Source organism: Variovorax sp. YR216, from assembly GCF_900107745.1.
GTDB lineage: Bacteria > Pseudomonadota > Gammaproteobacteria > Burkholderiales > Burkholderiaceae_C > Variovorax.
Genome location: NZ_FNRO01000003.1, coordinates 270,196 through 292,959 on the forward strand (window position 1 = coordinate 270,196; position 22,764 = coordinate 292,959).

The following is a 22,764-nucleotide window of genomic DNA, read 5'->3' on the forward strand; positions in this document are numbered from 1 at the left end:
CCTGTGCCACTTCCGCGCTGCCCGGGCGGTCATGCCTCGGCCAATCGGTGTACCGGCGCGGTCTTCCCAGGGCGCGGGCGGCGATGTCCAATGGCAGGGCCATGACGCCCCCGGACTCGTCTCCTTCCTCGCTTTCGGGCGAGCCTGCGCCGACGGCCAACGGCAACGGCCGTCGCTTCACGGTCTTCTCGCAGGCCACGCGGGAGGTGCATCGCGGGCGGCTGTTTCGCAAGTACTTCCTGCTGATCCTTTCGCTGGTCACCATGGTTCTGCTGGCATCGAGCGCGATCAGCCTCTATTTCTCCTACCAGGAGAACAAGGCCGCGCTCGCCAGCCTGCAGCACGAGAAGGCGCTCGGCGCCGCTTCGCGGATCGAGCAGTACGTGCAGCACATGACCCAGCAGCTTGCCTATGCATCGCTCGCGCAGCTCGATGCGTCGGACCTGGAGTCGCGCCGCACCGAGTTCTGGCGCTTGCTGCGCCAGGCGCCGGAGGTGACCGACATCGCGCAGATCGGCCGCGACGGCCGGGAGCAGATTGCGGTGTCACGGCTTGGCATGGACGTGATGGGTTCGGGCAGGGATCGCTCGCACGATGCCGCGTTCCTCAATGCAGTGCCGGATGCAGCATGGTTCGGTCCGGTGTACTTCAACCGCGACACCGAGCCCTACATGACGGTCGCGGTCCGCGCCGGCGGCGAGAAGGGGCCGGTGACGGTGGCCGAGCTCAACCTCAAGTTCATCTGGGACGTGGTGTCGCGCATCCAGATCGGGGAGAAGGGCAAGGCCTACGTGCTCGACAGCAACGGCTTGCTCATCGCCGACCCTGACATCGGCCTCGTTCTGCGCAAGACCAGTTTCGCCGCGCTGCCGCACGTGCAGGCAGCGGACGCCGATGCCGGCGCGCTGGAGGGCGATGCGATGGTGTCGCGCGACCTGCAGGGCAGGGCGGTGCTGACCTCGATGGCGCCCATCAAGCCGCTGGGCTGGAAGGTGTTCGTCGAGCAGCCGATCGGCGAGGTGTATGCCAAGCTCAATGCCTCGATCCTGCGTGCCGCGGTGCTGCTGCTCGCCGGCCTGCTGATCTCCGCGGTGGCGGCGTCGGTGCTCGCGCGTAGCATGGTGCGGCCGATCCGCACGCTCGCGCGTGGCGCCCGGCTCATCGGGCAGGGCGATCTCAACCAGCAGATCGTGGTCAACACCGGGGACGAGCTCGAAGGGCTGGCGGAGCAGTTCAACCGCATGTCGGCCAAGCTGCGCGAGTACTACGGCGGTCTGGAACGCAAGGTCGAGCGCCGCACCGCCGAATTGAGCGCGGCGCTCGAACACCAGACCGCCACGGCCGAGATCCTGCGCGTCATCAGCCGCTCGCCGACCGACCTGCGGCCGGTGCTCCTGGCCGTGGCAGAGCGTTCGGCCACGCTCTGCAAGGCCTACGGATGCCGGATCTGGCTGCCTGAGGATGACCATCTGCGATCGGTGACGGGTTATCTCGGGTCCAGTGGCGATGTGGTTTCAGGGCGCGACGAGGTGCTTCCGCTCACGCGCGGATCGGTGGTCGGCCGCGCCTTCGTCGATCACCGCACGGTGCACGCCGAGGACGTGGTGAGCCAGCTCGACACCGAATACCCCGACTCGCGCGAGCCGCAGTCGCGCCACGGCTTCCGCACCGTGCTGGGCGTGCCGATGATCCGCGAGGGCGCATCGGTTGGCGTCCTCGCGGTCATCCGCAAGGACGTGCAGCCGTTCTCCGCCGGCGAGATCCGGCTGGTCGAGACCTTCGCCGACCAGGCGGTGATCGCGATCCAGAACGCGCGGCTCTTCCAGGAGATCGAGGACAAGAGCCACCAGATCGAAGTCGCCAACCAGCACAAGTCGGAGTTTCTTGCGAACATGTCGCACGAACTGCGCACGCCACTCAACGCGATCATCGGTTTCTCCGAAGTGCTGGTGGAGCGCATGTTCGGCGAGGTCAACGACAAGCAGATGGAATACCTGCGCGACATCCACTCGTCGGGCCAGCACCTGCTGACGCTCATCAACGACGTGCTCGACCTGTCGAAGATCGAGGCCGGCCGCATGGAGCTCGACCTGAGCAGCTTCGACCTCGGCCTCCTGCTCGAAAACGCGCTCACGCTGGTGCGCGAGCGCGCGCAGCGCAATGGCATCGCGCTGTCGCTGGAGGTCGGCGAAGGGCTCCAGGCGTGGGTCGCCGATGCGCGCAAGGTCAAGCAGATCATGGTGAACCTGCTCTCCAACGCGGTGAAGTTCACGCCATCGGGCGGGCAGGTGCGGGTGACGGCGCGGCGCATCGAATCCGGCGGCCAGCCGGCGGCCGAGGTGTGCGTGGCGGACACCGGACTGGGCATCGCACCGAAAGACCATGCGCTGATCTTCGACGAGTTCAAGCAGGTCGGCGGCGACTACCTGCGCAAGGCCGAAGGCACCGGGCTCGGCCTGTCGCTCGCGCGCCGCTTCGCAGAGCTGCACGGCGGCACGCTCACCGTCGACAGCCGGCTCGGCGAGGGCGCCACCTTCACGCTGCTGCTGCCGCTGAAGCACGAGGAGGCCGTTGCATGAGCAGAATCCTCATCGTCGAAGACAACGACAAGAACATGAAGCTGGTGCGCGACATCCTCCGGCACCAGGGCCACGAGACACGCGAAGCCACCGACGGCGTGGAAGGCGTGCGATTGGCGATCGAGAGCCCGCCCGATCTCATCCTCATGGACATCCAGCTCGCGGGCATGGACGGCATCGCGGTGCTGCAGCGGCTGCGCGAGGAGCGCTCCCTCGATGCGGTGCCCGTCATCGCCGTGTCGGCGTCGGTGATGCCCGACGACCAGCGCGTGATCGCCAGCTCCGGCTTCGATGCCTATCTGGCCAAACCGATTTCGCTCAAGCCGTTCCTTGCGGTGGTGGAGCGCTTGCTGATGGAAGGCCGACAGTCATGAACGCGCACATCCTCGTGGTGGACGACGTACCCAGCAACGTCAAGCTGTTGACCGACATCCTCACCGCGCGCGGCTACCGCACGACCACCGCGACCTCGGGCGAGCAGGCGATGGCGAGCATCGCGGCCGATCCGCCGGACCTCGTGCTGCTCGACGTGATGATGCCGGGCATGAACGGCTACGACGTGTGCCGCGCGATCCGTGCCGATCCCCACTTCGCGGTGCTGCCGGTGGTGCTCGTCACCGCGCTCGACCCGGAGCGCGAGCGCGTCAACGGACTCAACGCCGGGGCCGACGACTTCCTGAGCAAGCCAATCCACCAGGCCGAGCTGATGGCCCGCGTGCGCTCGCTGCTGCGGGTGAAGACGCTCTACGACGAAGTGCAGCGCCAGCGCGCCGAGCTGCAGACCTGGAACAACACGCTCGAACAGCGCGTGGCCGAGAACGTGCAGCAGCTCGAGCGGGTGGGCCAGCTCAAGCGCTTCTTCTCGCCGCAACTCGCGGAAGCGATCCTCGCGGGCGGCGCGGACGATCCGCTCAAGAGCCACCGTCGCGAGATCACCGTGGTGTTTCTCGACCTGCGCGGCTTCACCGCCTTCACGGAGACAGCCGATCCCGAGGAGGTGATGGCGGTGCTCGCGCAGTACCACGCGGCGATGGGCCGGCTCGTGATCGAGCACGAGGGCACGCTGGAGCGCTTCTCGGGCGACGGGATGATGATCTTCTTCAACGACCCGCAGCCCGTGCCCGATGCGCCGATGCGCGCCTTGCGCATGGCGGTGCGCATGCAGCGCGAGATGGTCGCGCTGTGCAACCAGTGGAGCCGCCGGGGCTACGACCTGCACATGGGTGTCGGCATCGCGCAGGGCTTCGCGACGCTCGGCGGCATCGGCTTCGACGGGCGCATCGACTACGGCGCGATCGGCACCGTCACCAATCTCGCGGCGCGCCTGTGCGGGGAAGCGGCGGGCGGCGAGATCCTGATCTCGCAGCGCGTGCAGGGCGCCTTGCAGGACCTCGTGCCGGCCGGCGAATGGCGTCTCGAGGTGGCTGGCGAGCTGGAGCTCAAGGGCTTCCAGCGCAAGGTGCCGGCCTGGCGCGTGGTGCCGGCGGTTTAGCCTGCGCCCTTCGCCGCCATCGCGAGCAACTCGGGCGCGCGCGCCGTGGCCTGCGCCGCCCGGGCGGCGATGGTGGCGAGCTTGTCTTTCACTTCGGGCGTGAATTCCACGCCCCGGAGGATCACGGCCTGCGCGTTGAGGCGGCATTTCGACAGCCAGGCCATGAGTTCCGGATGCTGTCGCCACCGGGCGGCGTTGGCGAGCGTTTCCACCCACATGCAGACGAAATCGGCTGGCCGCTCCGGCCCCCGAACGGCCTTGCAGAGCGCACTCTGCTCCGCCGCGTCTGCGACGTGCGCCTCGACCCACGCGATCACGCTCGCGCTCATCAGCGGCTGGCAGAAGCGCACCATCAGCAGGTTGATGGTGTCCGGCGCGAAGATGGGCACGTCCGGCACCGGCTGGATCGCCGAGGCCGAGCAGTCGATGTAGAGCGTGTCGGGGTCCGACGCGAGTTCGCCGTGTTCGAGCACCATGCGTGAAGGCGAGATGCTTCGCACCCGGCCGAGCCGCACGATGCCGCCGGCCTCGCCGATGCGCCGAAGCTGCCCGAGTTCGCCGCGCGAGACCACCGCGCAGCGGTAGGCCGTGGGCGCCACTGCAGGGTCGATGCGCATCAGTGCGCCGCTTTCCTCCAGGCGCCGGAACAGGTCCGGGAGATCGGTCGCCTCGCACAGCGCATCGAACTGCGCCAGCGAGAACGCGAAATTGTTCCGCCAGCCGTCCGGGCCGGGCTGCAGGTTGGCGCGGTCCATCATCCATGGGTCGCGCGGCACGACCCAGCGGATGCGCTCGTGCGGCACGCCGTTCTCCACCAGCCAGATGCAGGCGTCCATGCCGGTCTTGCCCGCGCCGACGACCGTGTAGTTCGCCCAGGCGCGCGTGACGCCGGGCAGTCCGTTCAGCGGGATGCAGGTCACGCCCGGCGTCAACGCGTACTTCGGCGGATGGGTGGAGGGCACTTCGATGCGCGCGTGCGTCGCGTTCACCAGCTTGCGGCGCACCTTCACCGCGTGCGCCTCGCCGGTCATGAGGGATCGGACGCGATGCACGCCATCTTCCGCGCCCAGCCACTCGCATTTCGGAAGCCACTGCACGCGCCCGCTGGAAAGAAAGCGGTGCTTCATCACGTGCTCGAAATGCGCGAGCACTTCCGGGCCCGAGGCCAGACTCCACATGCCGGCGTTGAAGCCGGTGGTCTCGCGGTGCCAGTCGCTCAGTTCGTACGACGCGACGCCGTACCACGCGGCGGGTTGATGCAGGCGCACGAAGGAATAGGCGTCGTTCCACTGGCCGCCGGGGCGGTGGTGGCGGTCGACCATCACGATCTGCGCCCCGGGATCCTCGGTGAGCAGCGTGTCGACAAACGCCATGGCGCTGCCGCCGGTGCCGATCACGAGGTAGTCGGTCTCGAGTGCTGCCATGGGGCGCTCCTGTCGAGCAAGGGGACGAAGGAGTATCGGTAGCACTGCGCCGCGCCCAAGCGTGAACAAACTCATGGCATTGGTTGATACAAATGAATTACATTTGCTACCGTTTTAGAACGAATTGCTACCTTCGCCGCCATGAACAAAACCTTCCGTACGCTCTGGAATCCTTCGCTTTCCACTTGGGTCGCCGCGCCCGAAACCGCGTGCGGCCACGCACGCACGCGCAGCGTGGGCAGCGCCTGTGCCACAGCGGTCGCCGTCATCGGGCTGTGGGGCGGTCCAGCGCTGGCTGCGGGCGGCGCGGGTGGCGTGGCCAGCGGAAGCAACCAGACCTACTACGCGGGAAGCGGGGGAAGCAGCGGGCAAGGTGGTTCGGGCGCCCTGAACGAACTCAGCAGCGGGGCCCATGGCGGTGCGGGCGGATCGGCCAACGAATCGACCTCCACGGCGGGCGCCAGCGCGGACATCGGCGGTTTTTCCGGCGCGATTGCGGGCGCGGGCGGTGCAGCGGGTGTGTACCCGAACACCGGCATCGGTCAAAGCGGTACGGCGGGCGAGAGCCAGGCCGTCTCCAATGGCTATGGCGGCGGTGGCGGTGCGGGTTCCGTCGGCTATCAGCTGCCGACCGGCATCATCAGCGTGTTTGGGGCGATCGCGGGCGGTAATGGGGGCAACGGCGGCGATGGCGATTGGGCTGCAGGCGGTGGGGGCGCCGGAGGTTATGGCGCCACGGTCTTCTCACCCTCGTTTGCCTGGTCGGTGACCGGATCGCTGACCGGCGGTGCGGGCGGCAAGGGCGGCGACACCTGGTCGCAGGCGGGGGGCGGTGGCAGCGGCGGCGGCGGGTTGTTCATGAGCGTCGGCAGCGCGGCAGCTCCGCTTTCCGTCACAGGGGCGATCGTCGGCGGGGCGGGCGGAGCCGGTGGTTCGGAGTTCGCGGTCGGTGCGCACAGCAACGCCACGGGCGGTGGCGGTGGTGAAGGCGGGTTCGGCGTGGTCTTCGCCGGGAATCGCGGGACCGTGAGCAACGGCGCCTCGGGCGTGATCTCGGGCGGCGCGGGTGGCGCGGGCGGTGCCGGCGGCGGAGAACGGGCCGATGGCACCGGCGCGCCGGGCGGGGGCGGCGATGGCGGCGTCGGCCTGTGGTCGCAAGGCGCGGGGTTGACCGTGACCAACGCCGGACTCATCACCGGCGGCAACGGCGGCAGGGGCGGTGTCAGCAGCAACAGCGGCCCGAACGGTGCCAACGGTGCCGGCGGTGTGGGCATCCTGGGCGCCAACGTCGACATCACCAATCTCACCGGGGGCACGATCTCGGGCGGCCTGGGCGGCGATGGCGTCACGCGCGCTGCGGCGGTGCAGTTCACCGGCGGCACCAATTCGCTGACGCTCGGCGGCGGCTCGCTGGTCGGCGCGGTGGCGATCGACGGCGCCGCGACCGCGACGATCCGCGCGGGCAGCGCCAACCAGAGCGCAAGCAATGCGCTGGTCCTCGGCGGCGCCGGCACCTTCGACACCAACGGCAACGACATGACCTGGTCGGGGCAGATCTCCGGCGGAGCCGGGCTGACGAAGACCGGCTCCGGGGCGCTCACGCTCAGCGGCAACAACACCTACGCTGGTGGCACCGCGCTCACGCAGGGTCGCCTGAACGTCGGCAGCAACACCGCGCTCGGCACCGGCGAGCTCGCGATGGACGACGGCACCACGCTCGGCTTCGCGGCCGACGGCCTCACGATCGGGAATGCGATCCGCCTGACCGGCACGCAGGACCCGGTCATCGACACCGGCGCGTTCAACGCGACGGCGGCCGGCGCGATCACCGGCGCCGGCTTCCTCACCAAGGCAGGCACCGGCACGCTGACGCTCACCGCCGCCAACAACTACACCGGCGCGACGAACGTGGCGGCGGGCACGCTGCGCGCGGGTGCGGCCAATACCTTCAGCGCGGTTTCGGCCTATACCGTCGCCGCCGGCGCGACGCTCGACCTGGCGGGCTTCAGCCAGACCGTGCAGTCCGTCGCCAACGCGGGCACGGTGTCGCTGGTCGGTTCGGCGCCGGGCACCACGCTGACTGTCACCGGCCCGTGGGTCGGCAACGGCGGCACGCTGCGCGTGGGCACCGCGCTCGGCACCGACGGCAGCGCCACCGACCGGCTGGTGCTGCGCGGCGCGACGGCCATCGCCAGCGGCACCACCGGTGTGGTCGTGACGAACCTGGGTGGCCTCGGCGGCCAGACCACGGGCAACGGCATCGAGATCGTCAGCACGGCCAACGGCGGCAGCATCCAGCCCGGCGCATTCGCGCTCGCCGCGCCGGTGGCGGCCGGAGCCTTCCAGTACCGGCTGGACACGACCGGCACCGCGGCCTATCTGAGCAACACGATCACCGTGGTTCCGCCCGCCGATCCGCAGACGGCCACCGCGCCGAGCACCTCGACCGCACAGGCGGCGTCGGCGCCCACGCCGGCCGTGGTCGTGGTGCCCATGTACCGCGCGGAGGTGCCGCTCTTCGCCGCGTTGCCGGCCCAGTTGCGCCAGGCCGACACCGCGATGCTCGGCAACATGCACCAGCGCATCGGCGACACCGACGCGGTCGCTGGCAGCGCGACGCCGCCGGCCGCAGGCCAGCGCCGCGCCTGGGGCCGCGTCATCAGCACCGACATGGACATCCGCCAGGAGGGCACCGTGAGTCCTTCGAGCGAGGGCCGGCTCAACGGCTTCCAGGCCGGCATCGACCTCTGGGCCGACGGCCGCTGGCGCGCGGGCGTCTACGCCGGCCAGCTCGACGGCAACGTCGACGTGACCGGCTTCGCGCGCGGCATCAGCAACCTGGCCGTGGGCTACAACGACCTGCGCAGCCAGTACCTGGGCGTCTATGGCACGTACATGACCGAAGGGGGCTTCTACGCCGACGCGGTCCTGCAGGGTTCGCGTCATCGGTACACGGTCAATCCGGTGTCGGCGCTTTCGGTGGACGGCAAGGGCAGCGGCTTCCTCGCCTCGCTTGAAGTGGGGCAGGCCTTCGCGCTCGCGCCGGGGTGGACCATCGAGCCGCAGTTGCAGGTCGCGCACCGGCAACAGAGCCTGGACGACATGGTGATCTCCGGCGCGCTGGTGCAGAACGACAGCGAGAACGGCTGGCTCCTGCGCGCCGGCGTGCGCGTCAAGGGCGAGATCGCGACCGCGGCGGGCATGCTGCAGCCGTATGCGCGCGTGAACATCTATCACGCCGGCAGCGGTACGGACGTGGTGCGCTTCATCGGCCCGGCCGCCTTCACCGACATCAGCTCGCGCACCGGCTACACCACCACCGAAGTGGCCGTGGGCGCGACGCTGCAGCTCAGCGCCGCGACCAGCGTGTACGGCGAAGTGGGCCAGCTCTTCGATTCCGGCGGCGAGCAGCGGCTCAAGAGCGGCGTGCAGGGCTCGGTCGGCTTGCGCGTCAACTGGTAGACGCGCGGCAGGCGCCGCCAAGAAAAAAGCCGGATGGGCGCATGGCCCATCCGGCTTTTTTGCTGCTTGCCTGCGGCCGATTACTTGGCGGCCACGGAGTCGTTGTTCAGCCCCGGGTTCTTGAAGGTGGAGATCACCTTGCTGTTGACGCGCGAGCCGGGCACCACGTTCGTGTCCGAAGCGTAGGCGGCGGCCACTGCATCGGCGCGGACCTTGGCGCTGTCGGCCACGGCCTTGAACGGCAGCGCGCCGCGCGAGCCGGGCACCACGTTCTGGTCGGGTGCGCTCGCCGTGGCAACGGCTTCCGAGCGAACAGCGTCAGCGCTCTTGGAGGAAACGAACTGGTGCACGCCGTCGTAGGTTTCGGCTTGGGCGGCTGCAGCGATCAGGCCGAGTGCGGCGAGGGCGAGGATGTTCTTCTTCATGGTCGGTCGGTGAGGGTTGAGGTGTCGTTGACTGGTGCGTTTGCACCCGCCGCGAATTCTCGCGGCCCTCGCAGCTGTAACCAAGGGTAAACCCGCGAACGGATCGTTCGCGTTCTCGAAACAAACGCCCTCGCCGGGTCCCTACCGCCCCATGTAGCGGTCGTAGCTGCGCGAGATGCGATCGATCAGCGCCGGGTCGCGCGGACCGTTGGCATCGAACTGCACCCGGACGCTGCCGTCGGCCTGCTGGCGCACGCTGGCCGTCACGCTCGCGTTGCCTTGCGTGCCGACGATGGTGCCGCTGGCCCGGTCCTCCGTGCGGATCGCGAGGCCCTGTTCGCGCATCGCATTCGACGCCGCGCTGAAGGAGCGGTCGAAGCTCGCGGGGACCGGCGCGGGATACGCGACCGGCGGGTAGTAGCACCCTGACACCGACATCGAAAGGGCGCAGATCACGGCGCCTTGGATCAACCAGCGGTTCATGCGCAGCCTCCAGTCAGAACAAGAGTCACGGTCGTCGCGCAGTGTAGGGCCCGCAAGAAAAAAACGGGTCCCGAAGGACCCGTTGAAACTGCGTCGCATCCGCGACCAGGAGACACTCGCCCTCGAAGGCGAGCCGCCATTGTTGGCGAAGGCCCCCATGGCCCGAACGAAGGATTTCGCATACCCATCTGCGCGAGCCTGGGGGTGGGTCAATCCTCGACGAAGGCTTCTTCACGCTTCGACTTCACAGCAGGCAGCAGCACGATCCCCAGCAGCAGGCACGCAGCCAGAAGCAGGCCGGCCGACAGTGGCCGTGTGACGAACACGGCCCAGCTGCCGCGCGAGAGCAGCAGCGCGCGTCGCAGGTTCTCTTCCATCATCGGACCGAGGATGAAGCCCAGCAGCAGCGGCGCGGGCTCGGCGCGCAGCTTGATGAACAGGTAGCCGATGAAGCCAAAGGCCGCCACCATCCAGACGTCGAAGGTGTTGTTGTTGGTCGAGTACACCCCGATCGCACAGAACAGCACGATGGCCGGGAACAGGAATTTGTAGGGCACCGTCAAGAGCTTGATCCACATGCCGATCAGCGGCAGGTTCAGGATGATCAGCATCGCGTTGCCGATCCACATCGAGGCGATCAGACCCCAGAAGAGCTCGGGGTTGCTGGTCATCACCTGCGGGCCGGGCTGGATGTTGTGGATGGTCATCGCGCCCACCATCAGCGCCATCACCGCGTTGGGCGGGATGCCCAGCGTCAGCAGCGGGATGAAGGAGGTCTGCGCGCCGGCGTTGTTGGCCGACTCCGGCGACGCGACGCCGCGGATGTTGCCCTTGCCGAAGGCGATCTCGCCCGGCCGCATGCGGATCTTCTTCTCGAGCGCATAGGCGGCGAACGAAGCCAGCAGCGCGCCGCCGCCCGGCAGGATGCCGAGCGCCGAGCCGAGCGCGGTGCCGCGCAGCACGGCCGGCGCCATGTTCTTGAAGTCCTCGCGCGTCGGCCACAGGCCCTTCACCTCGGAAGTGAAGACCTCGCGCTCCTCGTCCGGCTGCGAGAGGTTGCCGATGATTTCGCCATAGCCGAACACGCCCATGGCGATCACCACGAAGCCGATCCCGTCGGTGAGTTCCGGCACGTCGAAGCTGAAGCGCGCGACGCCCGAGTTCACGTCGGTGCCGACGATGCCGAGCAGCAGGCCCAGCACGATCATCGCGACCGCCTTGAGCAGCGAGCCCGAAGCGAGCACCACCGCGCCGATCAGGCCCAGCACCATCAGCGAGAAGTACTCGGCCGGGCCGAACTTGAAGGCCAGCTCGGTCAGCGGCGGCGCGAAGGCGGCCAGGATCAGCGTGCCGACGCAACCCGCGAAGAACGAGCCGAGACCGGCCGCCGCGAGCGCCGGGCCTGCACGGCCCTGGCGCGCCATCTGGTAGCCGTCGATACAGGTCACCACCGAGGACGATTCGCCCGGCAGGTTGACCAGGATCGCGGTGGTGGAGCCGCCGTACTGCGCGCCGTAGTAGATGCCGGCCAGCATGATCAGCGCCGACACCGGTGGCAGCGCATAGGTCGCCGGCAGCAGCATCGCGATCGTCGCGACCGGGCCGATGCCCGGCAGCACGCCGATCAGCGTGCCCAGGATGCAGCCAACCAGGCAGTAGAGAAGATTGGTGAGCGTGAACGCGACGCCGAAGCCGGTCGCGAGGTTGTGAATCAGTTCCATGGTGCCCCTCCTCAGCCCGAGATGAAGGTGGGCCAGACCTGGATCTGCAGCTTCAGCGCCCAGATGAAGGCGACGTAGCTGCCGGCAGCCAGGATGGTCGCGAGGATGAGCACGTCCTTCAGGTTGAAGTGCTCTCCTGCGAGGCTCGAGATGATGGTGAGCGCGTAGATCGCGAGGATCATCCCCATCGCCGGCACGCCGATGCTCGGAAGACCGCCCAGCAGCACGCCGAAGGCGAGATTGGCCGCGAGCACGAAGAACAGCGGCTTCCACGCCCACTTGCCGATGGGGTCTCCGTCGGCCGTCTCGACCACCATCGACTGGAACAGCACCGCCGCCCCCAGGATCGCCAGAAGGATGCCCAGCATGAGTGGAAAGTAGCCGGGCCCCATGCGGGCGCCGTCGCCGATGTTGTAGGCGGTGGCGCCGACGGCGAAGGCACCGCCCGCGGCCATGAACATCACGCCTGAATAGAAGTCCGCTTGGCTCTTGATACGCATGTCTCTTGTCTCTCGACCCTCGTTGTTATGAACGCGATCAGAGTCATCCTGCGTACCTGACTTTGGGCTGACTTGCCCCGTACGGACTTCCACGTACCGCCCGCAGGGGCCGCACGCGGACCTGCGCGGCCTCAGCCCTTTCGGCGCAGCGGCGCGAGCAAGCCCTTGAGGCCGTTGTGGTCGATTTCCTGCATCAGCGCCAGGAGCCGGCCAATCTCCCCCTTGGGGAAGCCCTCGCGCGCGAACCAGTTGAGGTAGTTGCCCGGCAGGTCGGCGATCACGCGGCCCTTGTACTTGCCGAAGGGCATCTCGAGGGTGACGAGCTTTTCGAGGTCTTCGGGCTTCATGGTGCGGTGGCTGGCTGCTGCGCCTTCCGCCTTGCGCGGCTGGTGCGGGAGTCGAAGGCGGCGACGGCGATGATGACGATGGAGGTCAGCACATTCATCGTCAGCAGATCGAGCTTCGGTGCGATCGCGATCAGCGCCGCCGAGGCAAGCAGCCCCGCGATGTGCGACACCGGGAAGCGCCCGTACACGATGCGCTTGTAGAGGCCGTTGCCGAGCAGGTAAGCCACCGGCGCACCGACCATCACGATCAGTTCGGCACGGTCCATGTGGCCATGCGGATGCGCGATGACAAGCTCGTTGCCCACCGCCGTGACGATGATGCCGCCCACCAGCAGCACATGCACGTAGTGGAACCAGGCGCCGATGCGGCCCGGGTCGTCGGAATGCTCGATCACGTGGCTGCCGTCCGCGCTGCTGGTGTCGAAGTACAGCCACCACATCGCCAGGCTGCCGACGAAGGCGCAGAGAAAGGCGGCCGTCGACAGCGTGCCCAGCGCTTCGGTCTTCGCGAAGGTGTCGCCGGTCAGCAGGATCGACTCGCCCAGCGCGATGATCACGAAGAGCTGGCAGCGCTCGGCGAGATGGCCGCCTTCGATGGTCCAGTCCGACGTCTTCGAGCGCCCCAGTCCCGGCAGGCGGAAGCCGAACATCGGCGAGAGGTACTCGCAGGCGACCGCCACCGCCCAGCAGCCGATCCGCGCCGGCCCGGCCGCGAAGGCGCCCGCGATCCAGAACACCGCCGCGATGCAGTTCCAGCCCAGGATGCGCCGGAAGTTGGCCGCCAGCACATGCCGGTCGCGCAGCATCAGGTAGACCACGATCGAGCGCCCGACCTGGATCGTGACGAAGGCCGCCGCGAACGTCGCACCGCGTTCCGCAAAAGCGCCCGGGATCGCCGCCGACATCACGAGGCCCACCAGCATCACGCCGAACAGGAGCAGGCGCACCGGCGCCGAGCGCGGATCGAACCAGTTGGTCACCCAGGCGGTGTACTGCCAGCCGAGCCACACGGCGAACCAGAGCAGCCCCGTTTCGAGCGCACCCAGCGGCGTGAGGTGGCCGAGCAGGTAGTGCGAGAGCTGCGTGACCGCGAAGACGTACACGAGGTCGAAGAACAGCTCCTCGTAGGTGACCCTGGCTTCGCCGCCGTCGCGGCGACGCAGCGCGGGATGGGTGTCGGGGTTGGCGGAGCCGTGCATGGCTGGATTCTCTCCGGCCCCATTCATCTGCGCCCAAGGCTCTGTTCCAATCCACCATGTCTTTCGAAACCCTGGGGCTCGACCCCGCCCTGCTGCGCGCCGCCGCCGACAGGGGCTATGCCGCGCCCACCGCCATCCAGCGCGAGGCCATTCCACCGATCCTGCAGGGCCGCGACCTGCTGGGTGCGGCGCGCACCGGTTCCGGCAAGACCGCGGCATTTGCGCTGCCGTTGCTCCAGCAGCTCGCGCAGCAGCCGCCGCAGGCACCGCGGGTGCTGCGCGCACTGGTGCTGGTGCCCACGCGGGAACTTGCGGCGCAGGTGGGCGAGACGATGCGCGGCCTGGCCCAGCATCTGCCCGCGCGGCCCCGGATCGCGGTCGCGTTCGGCGGCGTGTCGATCAATCCGCAGATGATGTCCCTGCGCGGAGGCGCCGACGTCATGATCGCCACGCCGGGCCGGTTGCTCGACCTGATCGACCGTCGCGCGCTCCGGCTGTCGGCGGTGTCGATGCTCGTGCTCGACGAGGCCGACCGGCTGTTCGACCTCGGCTTCGCTGACGAACTGGGGCGCATCCTGGCGCTGTTGCCGGCGCGGCGGCAGAGCCTGCTGTTCTCGGCCACCTTTCCGCAGACGATCCAGTCGTTGGTCGACGCGCAGCTCCATGACCCGGTGCGCGTGGAGAGCACGGAGGAAAAAACTGCCGAGCCCGCGATCCTCCAGCGCGCGATCGAGGTCGATGCGGCCAGGCGCACGCAGCTCCTGCGGCAGCTCATCGAGAACAGCGGCTGGCCGCGCGTGCTTGTCTTCGTCGCGACCAAGCATGCCGCCGAGATCGTGGCCGACAAGTTGCGCAGGGCGGGCGTCGAAGCCGAAGCCTTCCACGGCCTGCTGAGCCAGGGAAAGCGGACGCAGGTGCTCGCCGACTTCAAGGCTTCGCGGGTGAAGGCGGTGATCGCCACCGATCTCGCGGCGCGCGGGATCGACGTTGCCCAGCTCCCAGTAGTGGTGAACTACGACCTGCCGCGTTCGGCCGTTGACTACGTGCACCGCATCGGCCGCACCGGCCGCGCCGGCCAGAGCGGCCTGGCCGTGAGCTTCGTCAGCGCCGCCACCGAGGCGCATTTCAGGCTCATCGAGAAGCGACAGGGCCTCACGGTGCCGCGTGAACGCGTGGCGGGATTCGAGCCGGCGGAAGCCGCGCCGCCCGCCGGCGCAGGCACTGGCGGCATCAAGGGCAAGCGTCCGAGCAAGAAGGACAAGCTGCGCGCCGCTGCTGCCGCGTCCCGTTGAGCCTTAGTCCCTCGCCGGCCGTTTCGCGATCCCCATCGTCTTCGCGAGGATGCCCAGCATCACCTCGTCCGCGCCGCCGCCGATCGAACCGAGCCGCCCATCGCGGTACAGGCGCGAGACGCGGTTCTCCCAGGTGAAGCCCATGCCGCCCCAGAACTGCAGGCAGGTGTCCGCCACCTCGCGGGTGAGGCGGCCGGTCTTGAGCTTGGCCATTGACGCCAGCTCGGTCACGTCCTGGCCTTGCACATAGAGCTCGCAGGCCCGGTAGGTGAGGGCGCGCAGCGCCTCGATCTCGGTCTTGAGTTCGGCGAGCTTGAACTGCACCCACTGCTGGTCCGCCAGCGTGCCGCCGAAGAGCTTGCGCTGCTGCGCCCATTCGATGGTCTCGGCAATGCACTCGTCCATCGGCAGCAGGGAACTCGCGGCGCACCACAGGCGCTCTTCCTGGAACTGCTGCATCTGGTAGATGAAGCCCTGGCCCTCCTCGCCGATGCGGTAGCGCTGCGGCACCCGCACCTCGTCGAAGTAGATCAGGCCGGTGTCGCTCGAATGCATGCCGATCTTGCGGATCTTCTTTGCCTTGGTGATCCCGGGTGTGTTCATGGGCACCATCACCAGCGACTTGTTGCGGTGCGCCGGGCCGTCGCTCGTGTTGACCAGCATGCACATCCAGTCGGCCTGCAGGCTGTTGGTGATCCACATCTTTTGGCCGGTGATGAGGTAGTCGCCGCCATCTTTGCGCGCATGGCTCTTCAGGCCCGCGACGTCGCTGCCGGCGCCCGGTTCGCTCACGCCGATGCAGCCCACCGTCTCGCCGGCGATCGCGGGCGCCAGGAACTCGCGCCGCAGCGCATCGCTGCCGAAGCGGGCGAGCGCCGGTGTGCACATGTCGGTCTGTACGCCGATCGCCATCGGGATGCCGCCGCAGCTCACATGGCCGAGCGCCTCGGCCATCGCCATCGCGTAGGAGTAGTCGAGGCCCGAGCCGCCATAGGCCTCGGGCTTGTTCAGCCCCAGCAACCCGAGCGCGGCCAGCTTGCGGAAGAGCGGGTGCGCCGGAAACTGCTCGGCCGCCTCCCAGTCGTCGACATGCGGATTGATCTCCTCATCGATGAAGCGCCGCAGCGTCTTCTGGATTTCGAGGTGTTCGTGGGTGTACTGCATGCTGTCTCCGGTCGATGCGGAGACTGTAGGGCGCGCCCGGTCCGGCGCGCTTGCGGGAAGTGGCTACAGCCTGTTACGCCGCCTGCCGCTCGCCATCGGCGCGGGGTGCCCGCAGGCAGCCCAGCCCTTCGAGCGTGGCGCCGACCGCCGTGTCGAAGGGCGTGTGCGGCTCGGCGCCCAGCAGCGCGACCAGCCGCGCGTTGCGCATGCGAACCGGCTTCTGCCACAGATACCGCATCTCGCGCAGTTCCCGGAACGTCGGCACGAAGGGCGAGGCCAGCGCCGCGAGCCACCATGGAAAGCGTCTCACCGGCAGGTCGGGCCGGCCGCTGGCGTGCCGGATGGCAGCCTGCATGCGGGTACCGTCGGCGTCCCAGTGGCCCTCCATGTGAAAGGTGTCGAAGACGGCGAGCGCACTTTCGCGCTCGACGAGCTGCGCGATGGTTTCGGCCACGTCCGGCAGATAGGCCCATTGGTGGCCGACCCCGGGTCGGGCCGGATCGGCGATCGTCGACACCGGCTTGCCCGGTTTCACGAGCGCCTGGGAAAACCAGTTGTTGGCCGCCCGCGGCCCGAAGAAGTCACCGGCGCGCACCACCAGTGTCCGCACACCGCGCTCGGCGGCTTCGCGCAGGCGCTGCTCCATCTGCACGCGGATCGCCCCCTTGCGCGTGACGGGGTTTTGCGGTGCGCCTTCGTCGATGTCGGGGAAGGCGTCGGGCCCGTAGTTGTAGACGTTGCCCGGCAGCACGATCCGCGCGCCGGTCGCTTCGGCCGCGCGCAGGGTGCTTTCGAGCATCGGCAGCACGAGGGTCTCCCAGTCGCGATAGCCGGGCGGGTTGACCGCATGGACGATCAACGTGGCCCCGCGCGCGGCAGCGATCACGCTGTCGGCGTCCATCGCGTCGCCGACAACCCACTCCGGGCGCAGCGTGCCTGCGGGCCATTGCGCTGCCGCCCGCGCCGGGTCGCGGGCCAGCGCCCGCACTCTCCAGCCCCGCCGCAGCAAGGCTGACGCGGTTTCCCCGCCGATGCCGCCCGTTGCACCGAGCACCAGTGCCGTACCTCTTTCCATGACTGCTTCCTTTTCGTGTTGCGTGATGAAGCGATTCTTCGGGCAGGCATGGATAAACACAATTGTCTGAACTGTGCAGTCGGCTAGTATGAAATGTATGAACCTGAATCCCCTGGACTGGGAAAGCCAGCGCGCCTTTCTAGCCGTCTTGCGCGAGGGCAGTCTTTCCGCCGCCGCGCGTGCAATGGGCGTGGCGCAGCCCACGGTGCGGCGTCGTCTCGATGCGCTGGAGCGCTCCATCGGCGTTGCGCTGTTCACGCGCTCGCCCTCCGGCCTCACGCCGACCGACGCGGCACGCGACCTCGGCGCGCATGCCGAGGCCATGGCCGCCGCGGCCGATGCGTTCGCGCGCGCGGCATCGGCCGATACCGGTGCTGCATCGGGCACCGTGCGCATCACCGCCAGCGAGGTCGTCGGCGCGGAGGTGCTGCCTTCGGTGCTGGCAGATCTTCAACGCAAGCACCCGGGCCTCGCGTTCGAGCTGAGCCTGACCAACCGCAACGAGGACCTGCTGCGGCATGAGGCCGACATCGCCATACGCATGGCGCAGCCCACGCAGGCGGCCCTCGTCGCCACGCGCGTGGGCACGGTCGAGCTCGGCTTCTTCGCGCGGGCGGACTACCTGAAGAGGCACGGCACGCCGAAGAGCCTCGACGATCTCGCGCGCTTCGCGTTGATCGGGCCGGATCGCGAGACCGGCGTGCTGCGCTGGTTTCGCGACCTGGGCATCGACCTCAAGCGTTCGATGTTCAGCTGCCGCACTGACAACCAGATCGCGCAGCTCGGTGCGATCCGCGCCGGGCTCGGCATCGGCGTGTGCCAGAAGGCGCTGGCCGCGCGTGACCCGAAGCTGGTGCCGGTGCTGCCGCGCGCGTTCAGCCATGGGCTCGACACCTGGGTCAGCATGCACGAGGACCTGCGGCGCATGGGGCGCGTGCGCGTGACCTTCGCGCATCTGGTGACCGCCCTGTCCGCGTACTACGGCAAGGCGGCGCCGGGCGCGTGAAGCGGAGGGCGCTTAGCGCTGCGGCCGGATGCGATAGAGCGCGTTGTTGCGGTCCGCGGTCACGTAGACCGTGCCGTCGCTGCCCACCGCCACGCCCGTGGGCACGTAGGGCGGCGGCATGCCGGGGCCGCCTTCGAGGCCGATGGGCAGCCCTTCGGCGACGGTGCGCCGCGTGCCGGTGGCGGGGTCGATCTCCACCAGCCGCCGCGCCGCGCTTTCCGCAACGATGAAGCTGCCCCACGGCGTCTGTGCCACGCCCTCGGGCAAGGCCAGCCCCTCGGCCACCGCGCGCAGCGGCGCGCTGGCATCGAGCGGAATGCGCGTGAGCTTGCCGGCGGCTTCGGTGACGTAGAGCGCACCGTCCTTGCCGAGCGTCATCTGCACCGGGCCGCCGAGTCCGCTCGCGATGACTTCCTTCTGCTCGAACTTCGGACCGCTCGCGCGCGTGATGCTGCCCGTCGCGATCTCGGCGTAGATCACGCTGCCGTCGGGCATCGGGATAGCGTCGTAGGGCGCCTTCAGGCCGTGGATCACGGCAGTGGTCTTCAGGCTCTTGCGGTCGACCAGTTGCACCGTGCCGGTGAACCACGAGACCAGCGCGAAGTGCGTGGCAGAAAGACCGACCGCGAACGGATACTCGAGATCCGGATCGCGCTGCATGCGGAAGATGTCGCGCACCGCGCCGGTGGTCGCATCCACCTGCCGGAAGCCGAAGACGTCGGCGACGAAAAGATCGTTGCCGTCGATCTTCATGCCCGCCGGCACCGCGAGCTTGCCGCTGGTGAGGGTGCGCAGCGCGCCGGTGTCGGGGTCGAAGGCCTCGATGGAGTTGTCAGCCATGTTCGACACATAGATCGTGCCCTCGGGCGCGATCGCGAGGTTGTCCAGCGAAGGCTTGAGTTGCTTGGCCACCGTCTTGCGGCCGGTGGCGAGCTCGACCCGCACCAGCTCGCCGCTGCGCGCATCGACCACCCACAGGTTGCCCTTGCCGTCGAGGTTGGCCGCGGCCGGGATCTTGAAGCCATCCGCGATCACGGTCATCGCGCCGTTCGCCGGGTCGATCTTCACCACCTGCCCCTTGAACCACAGCGGCCCGTAGAGCATGCCATCCGGCCCGACCTCGAAGCCGTTGAAGCCGCCCATGTCCTTCTTGATGAGGCGCGGCGGCTTCTGGCCGGCGGGATCGATCTCCCACAGCGCGTCCCCGAGGAACACCTGCGACGCATAGAGCTTGCCGCTCTGGCGGTCGAAGTCCAGCGAGTTGAGGCCGGGAAGGTCCTTCGCGACCACGCGCATCGGCGCGCTGTCGCTGTCGCGCATGCGCAGCATGCCCATCAGGTAGTTGGTCCACGCCAGTTCGCCCTTGGGGCCGACCGCGATGTCGTCGGCCTGGCCTTCGACGCTCGGGATTAGCACGCGCGCGGCGCCGGTCTGTCGGTCGACCTCCCAGATGGCGTTGCCCACCACGGAGCCGGCGAGCAGCCGGCCCTGCCTGTCGACCGCGAGGCCGTGCACGCCGCTGAAGGACGAGGGCGCGACGATGGCCTCGGGCGCCGCCCATCCAGGGGGCCGCGTGGGCGGTTTGGTCGGCACCGTGGTGCAGGCGCCGAGGAAAAATGCCGACGCCACCAGGGCGCCACCCACGATCCGCTTCATGCTGTCTCCTTTGTTGTGCTTCTTGGCCGTCGCAGTCTAGGAGCCGCTCCGGCCCCTGCAGTCACGCACGGGACACCGCGCGATCAGGCCCTGAATCGACGCCGCGTGAGCCCGAGCGCGATCCAGTACGCCGCGACCGTGTAGACCACCAGCACCACCGCATGCCGCAGCCAGTCGTCGGGCCACTGGTCCATGAAGAGCGGCCGCACCAGCATCACCGCGTTCGTCAGCGGCAGCCACGCAGCCACCGCGCGCACCACGGCCGGAAGCTGCTCCAGCGGAAAGAACACGCCCGACAGGAACATCATCGGCGTCATGAACAGCGTGAAGTAGTAGGTGAAGAAGTCGTAGCCCTTGGCAAGCGCATTGAAGATCAGCGCGATGCACGAGAAGGTGATGCCGCAGCCCACGAGAACGAACCACGCGATGATGAGCTTCGGCGTGTGGCTGATGCCCAGTGCGAGCATCACGAAGAGGATCGCCGTGGTCGTGAAGATCGCCTTGAAGCCGGCCCACAGCATCTCGGCCAGCACCACGTCGTCGAGGCCGACCGGCGCGTTCATGATGCCGTCCCAGGTCTTCTGCACATGCATGCGCGAGAAGGCCGAATAGAGCGCCTCGAACGAAGCCGCGTTCATCGCGCTCATGCAGATCGAGCCGCTCGCGAGGAACAGGATGTAGGGGATGCGCGTGCCCTCCACCTCGACCTGCCCCACCAGCGCGCCCATGCCGTAGCCGAAGGCCACCAGCCAGATCAGCGGCTCGGCGATGTTGCCGATCAGGCTCGGGATCGCGAGCTTGCGCCACACCAGCAGGTTGCGCAGGAACACCGGCCACCAGCGCATCGAGAGTTCGGGCGGGCGCCAGACGGAGCGCGCCGGCGGCATTTGATCAAGCACTGCAGACATGACGTTCATGCTCCTTTCGAGGAATGCCGCGGAACCGGCTTTGCCGGGCCGCCGGCATTGCCCCCTGCAAGGGGGTTGGCGAAGCGACACGAAGTGCGCGCAGCCTGGGGGTGTTACCCATCTTCACGAATTTGACGACCGGTGAGTTTGAGGAACAGGTCTTCCAGGTTCGCCGGCCGATGAAAGGTGCGCAGCCCGCTGCGATCGCCCAGCGCCGCCATCAGGCCGCGGGCGTCCTGCGTGTAGAAGAACACCGTCTCCCCGCTCACTTCCACGCGCGCGGCGTAGTCCTTGAGCGGCGAGTGCGCGAGTTCCAGCGCGCCGTTGCCGTAGAGCTCGACGACATCCGGTTCGAGATACTGCGCGATCAGGTCGCGCGGCCGGCCTTCGGCGATCTTGCGCCCATGGTCGAGCACCAGAAGCCGCGAGCAGAGCCGCTCGGCCTCGTCCATGAAGTGCGTGGTCAGCAGGATCGACTTGCCCTGCTGAAGCAGCACCTGGAGCCGCTCCCACATCAGGTGACGCGCCTGCGGATCGAGCCCGGTGGTGGGCTCGTCGAGCATCAGCAGCTTGGGATCGTTCACCAGCGCGCGCGCCAGTGACAGCCGCCGCCGCATGCCGCCGGAGAGTTCCCCCGGCTTCGCATCGGCCTTGTGCGACAGCGCCGCGAACTCCAGCAACTGCGGGATGCGCGGCATGATCTGCGCGCGGCGCATGCCGAAGTAGCGCGCATAGACCATGAGGTTCTCGGCGCAGGTGAAGTCGGGATCGAGCGTGTCGAACTGGCTCACCACGCCGAGCTGCGCCTTGATCGCGCGCGCATCGCGCGGCATCGAAAGACCGCCCAGTGCCTCGATCGTGCCGTGGTCCGGCGCTGTGAGGCCGAGGCACATGCGGATGGTCGTCGTCTTGCCGGCGCCGTTCGGACCGATCACGCCAAGGCATTCGCCGGGCGCGATCTCGAACGAAAGGTCGTTGACCACCACGGACTCGCCGTAGCGCTTATAGAGGCCATGGGCTTGAAGAAGAGGTGTCGGCACCGACCCATTGTGGCGCATGACACTCAGAGGCGGATGCCGGCAAATTCCTGCTTCATCCATTCGACGAAGACGCGCGTGCGCGCCGGAAGCAACCTCGCGTGCGGATAGATCACGCTCACCGGCCGCGGCGGCGGCTCGAATTCCTCGAGGACGATCTCGAGGCGCTTCTGCGCCACCAGCGGCAGCACCTGGTAGGAGAAGAAGTTGCCGAAGCCCATGCCCGCCGCGCACGATTCGACCGCCGGCGCGATATGGTTGAACTCCAGGTTGCCTTGCACTGCCACCGACAAGGGGCGTCCGCGGTCGCGGAAGCGCCAGGGGCCGACGGTGGTGGGATAGATGCGAACGCAGTTGGCGCGCATCAGCTCGCTCGGATGCCCCGGCCTGCCGTGACTGCGCAGGTACTCCGGGCTCGCGACCACCACGCGTCGGATGCTGCCGAGCTGCTGCGCCACGAGGGACGAATCCTCCAGTGCGCTGATGCGAATGCCGACATCCACACCTTCTTCGAGCAGGTTCACCGGACGGTCGTGCAGGAGCACGCTGCAGCGCATCTTGTCGTAGCGCTGCAGGAATCGAACGATCGCCGGCGACACGTACATGTGACCGAAGAGCACCGGCGCGGTCACGGTGAGCCGTCCGGTGGGCTCGGCCGCATCGAGCCTGAGCGCGCGGTCGGCGGCATCCGCCGCGGCGAGCACCTCCCGAGCGCTCTGCAGGTAGCTGCGGCCCTCGGTCGTCAGCGAGATGCGCCGTGTTGTCCGGTGAAACAGCCGCACGCCCAGATGCGCCTCGAGTGCGGCGAGCGAGCGCACCACCGCTGGCAGCGAACTGTCCAGCACATCGGCGGCCTTGGTCAGGCTCCCCTGGTCGGCGATCTGCACGAAGGTCTGCATGGCTTTGAGTCGGTCCATTGGGCGATTAAACCGGAAACCGGAGCAGTCAAGTGCAGTTCACACCATTGTTTCCTGACGGGCAACAAACAAGAATG

19 protein-coding genes are annotated in these 22,764 nt (G+C 68.4%); 6 read left to right on the forward strand and 13 right to left on the reverse strand.

Annotated elements, in window-relative coordinates; genetic code table 11:
• Window positions 1-101: 101 nt before the first annotated feature.
• The 3 genes from BLW05_RS11170 to BLW05_RS11180 are packed head-to-tail and all read left to right on the forward strand — an operon-like array spanning window position 102 to window position 4,071.
• A complete protein-coding gene (locus BLW05_RS11170; protein ID WP_177142624.1) occupies window positions 102-2,579 on the forward strand; it encodes a sensor histidine kinase in 2,478 nt (825 codons plus the stop codon).
• The gene (locus tag BLW05_RS11175; RefSeq protein WP_093162556.1) at window positions 2,576-2,953 is read left to right on the forward strand and encodes a response regulator; all 378 of its coding nucleotides are present in this window, start codon (window positions 2,576-2,578) and stop codon (window positions 2,951-2,953) included. The genes BLW05_RS11170 and BLW05_RS11175 overlap by 4 nt, the downstream gene beginning before the upstream one ends.
• A complete protein-coding gene (locus tag BLW05_RS11180) occupies window positions 2,950-4,071 on the forward strand; it encodes an adenylate/guanylate cyclase domain-containing protein (RefSeq protein WP_093162558.1) in 1,122 nt (373 codons plus the stop codon). The genes BLW05_RS11175 and BLW05_RS11180 overlap by 4 nt, the downstream gene beginning before the upstream one ends.
• Here BLW05_RS11180 and BLW05_RS11185 read toward each other — a convergent pair.
• Window positions 4,068-5,495 (reverse strand): NAD(P)/FAD-dependent oxidoreductase, encoded by a 1,428-nt coding sequence (locus BLW05_RS11185; RefSeq protein ID WP_093162559.1) that lies wholly within the window; start codon window positions 5,493-5,495, stop codon window positions 4,068-4,070. The genes BLW05_RS11180 and BLW05_RS11185 overlap by 4 nt on opposite strands.
• A 141-nt stretch (window positions 5,496-5,636) precedes the next feature.
• Between BLW05_RS11185 and BLW05_RS11190 the strand changes: the two genes are divergently transcribed.
• Window positions 5,637-8,957 (forward strand): autotransporter outer membrane beta-barrel domain-containing protein, encoded by a 3,321-nt coding sequence (locus BLW05_RS11190; protein ID WP_093162560.1) that lies wholly within the window; start codon window positions 5,637-5,639, stop codon window positions 8,955-8,957.
• A gap of 80 nt (window positions 8,958-9,037) precedes the next feature.
• Here the strand turns inward: BLW05_RS11190 and BLW05_RS11195 are convergent, their stop codons facing one another.
• The 6 genes from BLW05_RS11195 to BLW05_RS11220 form a co-directional block, all read right to left on the reverse strand.
• The gene (locus tag BLW05_RS11195; RefSeq protein WP_093162561.1) at window positions 9,038-9,382 is read right to left on the reverse strand and encodes a hypothetical protein; all 345 of its coding nucleotides are present in this window, start codon (window positions 9,380-9,382) and stop codon (window positions 9,038-9,040) included.
• A gap of 141 nt (window positions 9,383-9,523) precedes the next feature.
• Window positions 9,524-9,865 carry a hypothetical protein gene (locus tag BLW05_RS11200; RefSeq protein ID WP_093162562.1) on the reverse strand — a complete coding sequence of 114 codons (342 nt, stop codon included), beginning with the start codon at window positions 9,863-9,865 and terminating at the stop codon, window positions 9,524-9,526.
• Window positions 9,866-10,074: 209 nt separating this feature from the next.
• Window positions 10,075-11,586, reverse strand: a complete 1,512-nt coding sequence (locus BLW05_RS11205; protein WP_093162564.1) for a tripartite tricarboxylate transporter permease — start codon at window positions 11,584-11,586, stop codon at window positions 10,075-10,077.
• 11 nt (window positions 11,587-11,597) lie between these two features.
• On the reverse strand, window positions 11,598-12,086 hold the full coding sequence (locus tag BLW05_RS11210) for a tripartite tricarboxylate transporter TctB family protein (RefSeq protein ID WP_093162565.1): 489 nt from the start codon (window positions 12,084-12,086) through the stop codon (window positions 11,598-11,600).
• 131 nt (window positions 12,087-12,217) lie between these two features.
• Window positions 12,218-12,433 carry a DUF3820 family protein gene (locus BLW05_RS11215; protein WP_088954635.1) on the reverse strand — a complete coding sequence of 72 codons (216 nt, stop codon included), beginning with the start codon at window positions 12,431-12,433 and terminating at the stop codon, window positions 12,218-12,220.
• Complete coding sequence (locus tag BLW05_RS11220; protein ID WP_093162567.1) at window positions 12,430-13,632, reverse strand: low temperature requirement protein A; 1,203 nt, start codon at window positions 13,630-13,632, stop codon at window positions 12,430-12,432. Before BLW05_RS11220 ends, BLW05_RS11215 begins: the two co-directional genes overlap by 4 nt.
• 56 nt (window positions 13,633-13,688) lie before the next feature.
• Here BLW05_RS11220 and BLW05_RS11225 point away from each other — a divergent pair, with 56 nt between their 5' ends.
• Window positions 13,689-14,924 (forward strand): DEAD/DEAH box helicase, encoded by a 1,236-nt coding sequence (locus BLW05_RS11225; protein WP_093162568.1) that lies wholly within the window; start codon window positions 13,689-13,691, stop codon window positions 14,922-14,924.
• A gap of 3 nt (window positions 14,925-14,927) precedes the next feature.
• Here BLW05_RS11225 and BLW05_RS11230 read toward each other — a convergent pair whose 3' ends face one another.
• Together BLW05_RS11230 and BLW05_RS11235 are read right to left on the reverse strand one after the other, a co-directional pair.
• Window positions 14,928-16,088 (reverse strand): acyl-CoA dehydrogenase family protein, encoded by a 1,161-nt coding sequence (locus BLW05_RS11230; protein ID WP_093162570.1) that lies wholly within the window; start codon window positions 16,086-16,088, stop codon window positions 14,928-14,930.
• Between the two features lie 73 nt (window positions 16,089-16,161).
• On the reverse strand, window positions 16,162-17,163 hold the full coding sequence (locus BLW05_RS11235) for an NAD(P)H-binding protein (RefSeq protein ID WP_093162571.1): 1,002 nt from the start codon (window positions 17,161-17,163) through the stop codon (window positions 16,162-16,164).
• Window positions 17,164-17,260: 97 nt separating this feature from the next.
• Between BLW05_RS11235 and BLW05_RS11240 the strand changes: the two genes are divergently transcribed.
• Complete coding sequence (locus BLW05_RS11240) at window positions 17,261-18,169, forward strand: LysR family transcriptional regulator (RefSeq protein ID WP_093162572.1); 909 nt, start codon at window positions 17,261-17,263, stop codon at window positions 18,167-18,169.
• A gap of 12 nt (window positions 18,170-18,181) precedes the next feature.
• On the opposite strand, the gene BLW05_RS11245 is transcribed toward BLW05_RS11240, so the two are convergent.
• From BLW05_RS11245 to BLW05_RS11260, 4 genes are all read right to left on the reverse strand, one after another.
• Window positions 18,182-19,825 (reverse strand): Vgb family protein, encoded by a 1,644-nt coding sequence (locus BLW05_RS11245; RefSeq protein ID WP_093162574.1) that lies wholly within the window; start codon window positions 19,823-19,825, stop codon window positions 18,182-18,184.
• Between the two features lie 83 nt (window positions 19,826-19,908).
• Complete coding sequence (locus BLW05_RS11250) at window positions 19,909-20,733, reverse strand: ABC transporter permease (protein WP_256330191.1); 825 nt, start codon at window positions 20,731-20,733, stop codon at window positions 19,909-19,911.
• Between the two features lie 113 nt (window positions 20,734-20,846).
• The gene (locus tag BLW05_RS11255) at window positions 20,847-21,791 is read right to left on the reverse strand and encodes an ATP-binding cassette domain-containing protein (protein ID WP_093162577.1); all 945 of its coding nucleotides are present in this window, start codon (window positions 21,789-21,791) and stop codon (window positions 20,847-20,849) included.
• A 5-nt stretch (window positions 21,792-21,796) separates the two neighbouring features.
• Window positions 21,797-22,687, reverse strand: a complete 891-nt coding sequence (locus BLW05_RS11260) for a LysR family transcriptional regulator (protein WP_093162578.1) — start codon at window positions 22,685-22,687, stop codon at window positions 21,797-21,799.
• Window positions 22,688-22,764 lie beyond the last annotated feature (77 nt).

What these genes read in the sequence shown, in the direction of transcription:
- BLW05_RS11170 (WP_177142624.1), top strand. Translation starts at nt 102, where the DNA reads ATGACGCCCCCGGACTCGTCTCCTTCCTCGCTTTCGGGCGAGCCTGCG.
- BLW05_RS11175 (WP_093162556.1), top strand. Translation starts at nt 2,576, where the DNA reads ATGAGCAGAATCCTCATCGTCGAAGACAACGACAAGAACATGAAGCTG.
- BLW05_RS11180 (WP_093162558.1), top strand. Translation starts at nt 2,950, where the DNA reads ATGAACGCGCACATCCTCGTGGTGGACGACGTACCCAGCAACGTCAAG.
- BLW05_RS11185 (WP_093162559.1), bottom strand. Translation starts at nt 5,495, where the DNA reads ATGGCAGCACTCGAGACCGACTACCTCGTGATCGGCACCGGCGGCAGC.
- BLW05_RS11190 (WP_093162560.1), top strand. Translation starts at nt 5,637, where the DNA reads ATGAACAAAACCTTCCGTACGCTCTGGAATCCTTCGCTTTCCACTTGG.
- BLW05_RS11195 (WP_093162561.1), bottom strand. Translation starts at nt 9,382, where the DNA reads ATGAAGAAGAACATCCTCGCCCTCGCCGCACTCGGCCTGATCGCTGCA.
- BLW05_RS11200 (WP_093162562.1), bottom strand. Translation starts at nt 9,865, where the DNA reads ATGAACCGCTGGTTGATCCAAGGCGCCGTGATCTGCGCCCTTTCGATG.
- BLW05_RS11205 (WP_093162564.1), bottom strand. Translation starts at nt 11,586, where the DNA reads ATGGAACTGATTCACAACCTCGCGACCGGCTTCGGCGTCGCGTTCACG.
- BLW05_RS11210 (WP_093162565.1), bottom strand. Translation starts at nt 12,086, where the DNA reads ATGCGTATCAAGAGCCAAGCGGACTTCTATTCAGGCGTGATGTTCATG.
- BLW05_RS11215 (WP_088954635.1), bottom strand. Translation starts at nt 12,433, where the DNA reads ATGAAGCCCGAAGACCTCGAAAAGCTCGTCACCCTCGAGATGCCCTTC.
- BLW05_RS11220 (WP_093162567.1), bottom strand. Translation starts at nt 13,632, where the DNA reads ATGCACGGCTCCGCCAACCCCGACACCCATCCCGCGCTGCGTCGCCGC.
- BLW05_RS11225 (WP_093162568.1), top strand. Translation starts at nt 13,689, where the DNA reads ATGTCTTTCGAAACCCTGGGGCTCGACCCCGCCCTGCTGCGCGCCGCC.
- BLW05_RS11230 (WP_093162570.1), bottom strand. Translation starts at nt 16,088, where the DNA reads ATGCAGTACACCCACGAACACCTCGAAATCCAGAAGACGCTGCGGCGC.
- BLW05_RS11235 (WP_093162571.1), bottom strand. Translation starts at nt 17,163, where the DNA reads ATGGAAAGAGGTACGGCACTGGTGCTCGGTGCAACGGGCGGCATCGGC.
- BLW05_RS11240 (WP_093162572.1), top strand. Translation starts at nt 17,261, where the DNA reads ATGAACCTGAATCCCCTGGACTGGGAAAGCCAGCGCGCCTTTCTAGCC.
- BLW05_RS11245 (WP_093162574.1), bottom strand. Translation starts at nt 19,825, where the DNA reads ATGAAGCGGATCGTGGGTGGCGCCCTGGTGGCGTCGGCATTTTTCCTC.
- BLW05_RS11250 (WP_256330191.1), bottom strand. Translation starts at nt 20,733, where the DNA reads ATGTCTGCAGTGCTTGATCAAATGCCGCCGGCGCGCTCCGTCTGGCGC.
- BLW05_RS11255 (WP_093162577.1), bottom strand. Translation starts at nt 21,791, where the DNA reads ATGCGCCACAATGGGTCGGTGCCGACACCTCTTCTTCAAGCCCATGGC.
- BLW05_RS11260 (WP_093162578.1), bottom strand. Translation starts at nt 22,687, where the DNA reads ATGGACCGACTCAAAGCCATGCAGACCTTCGTGCAGATCGCCGACCAG.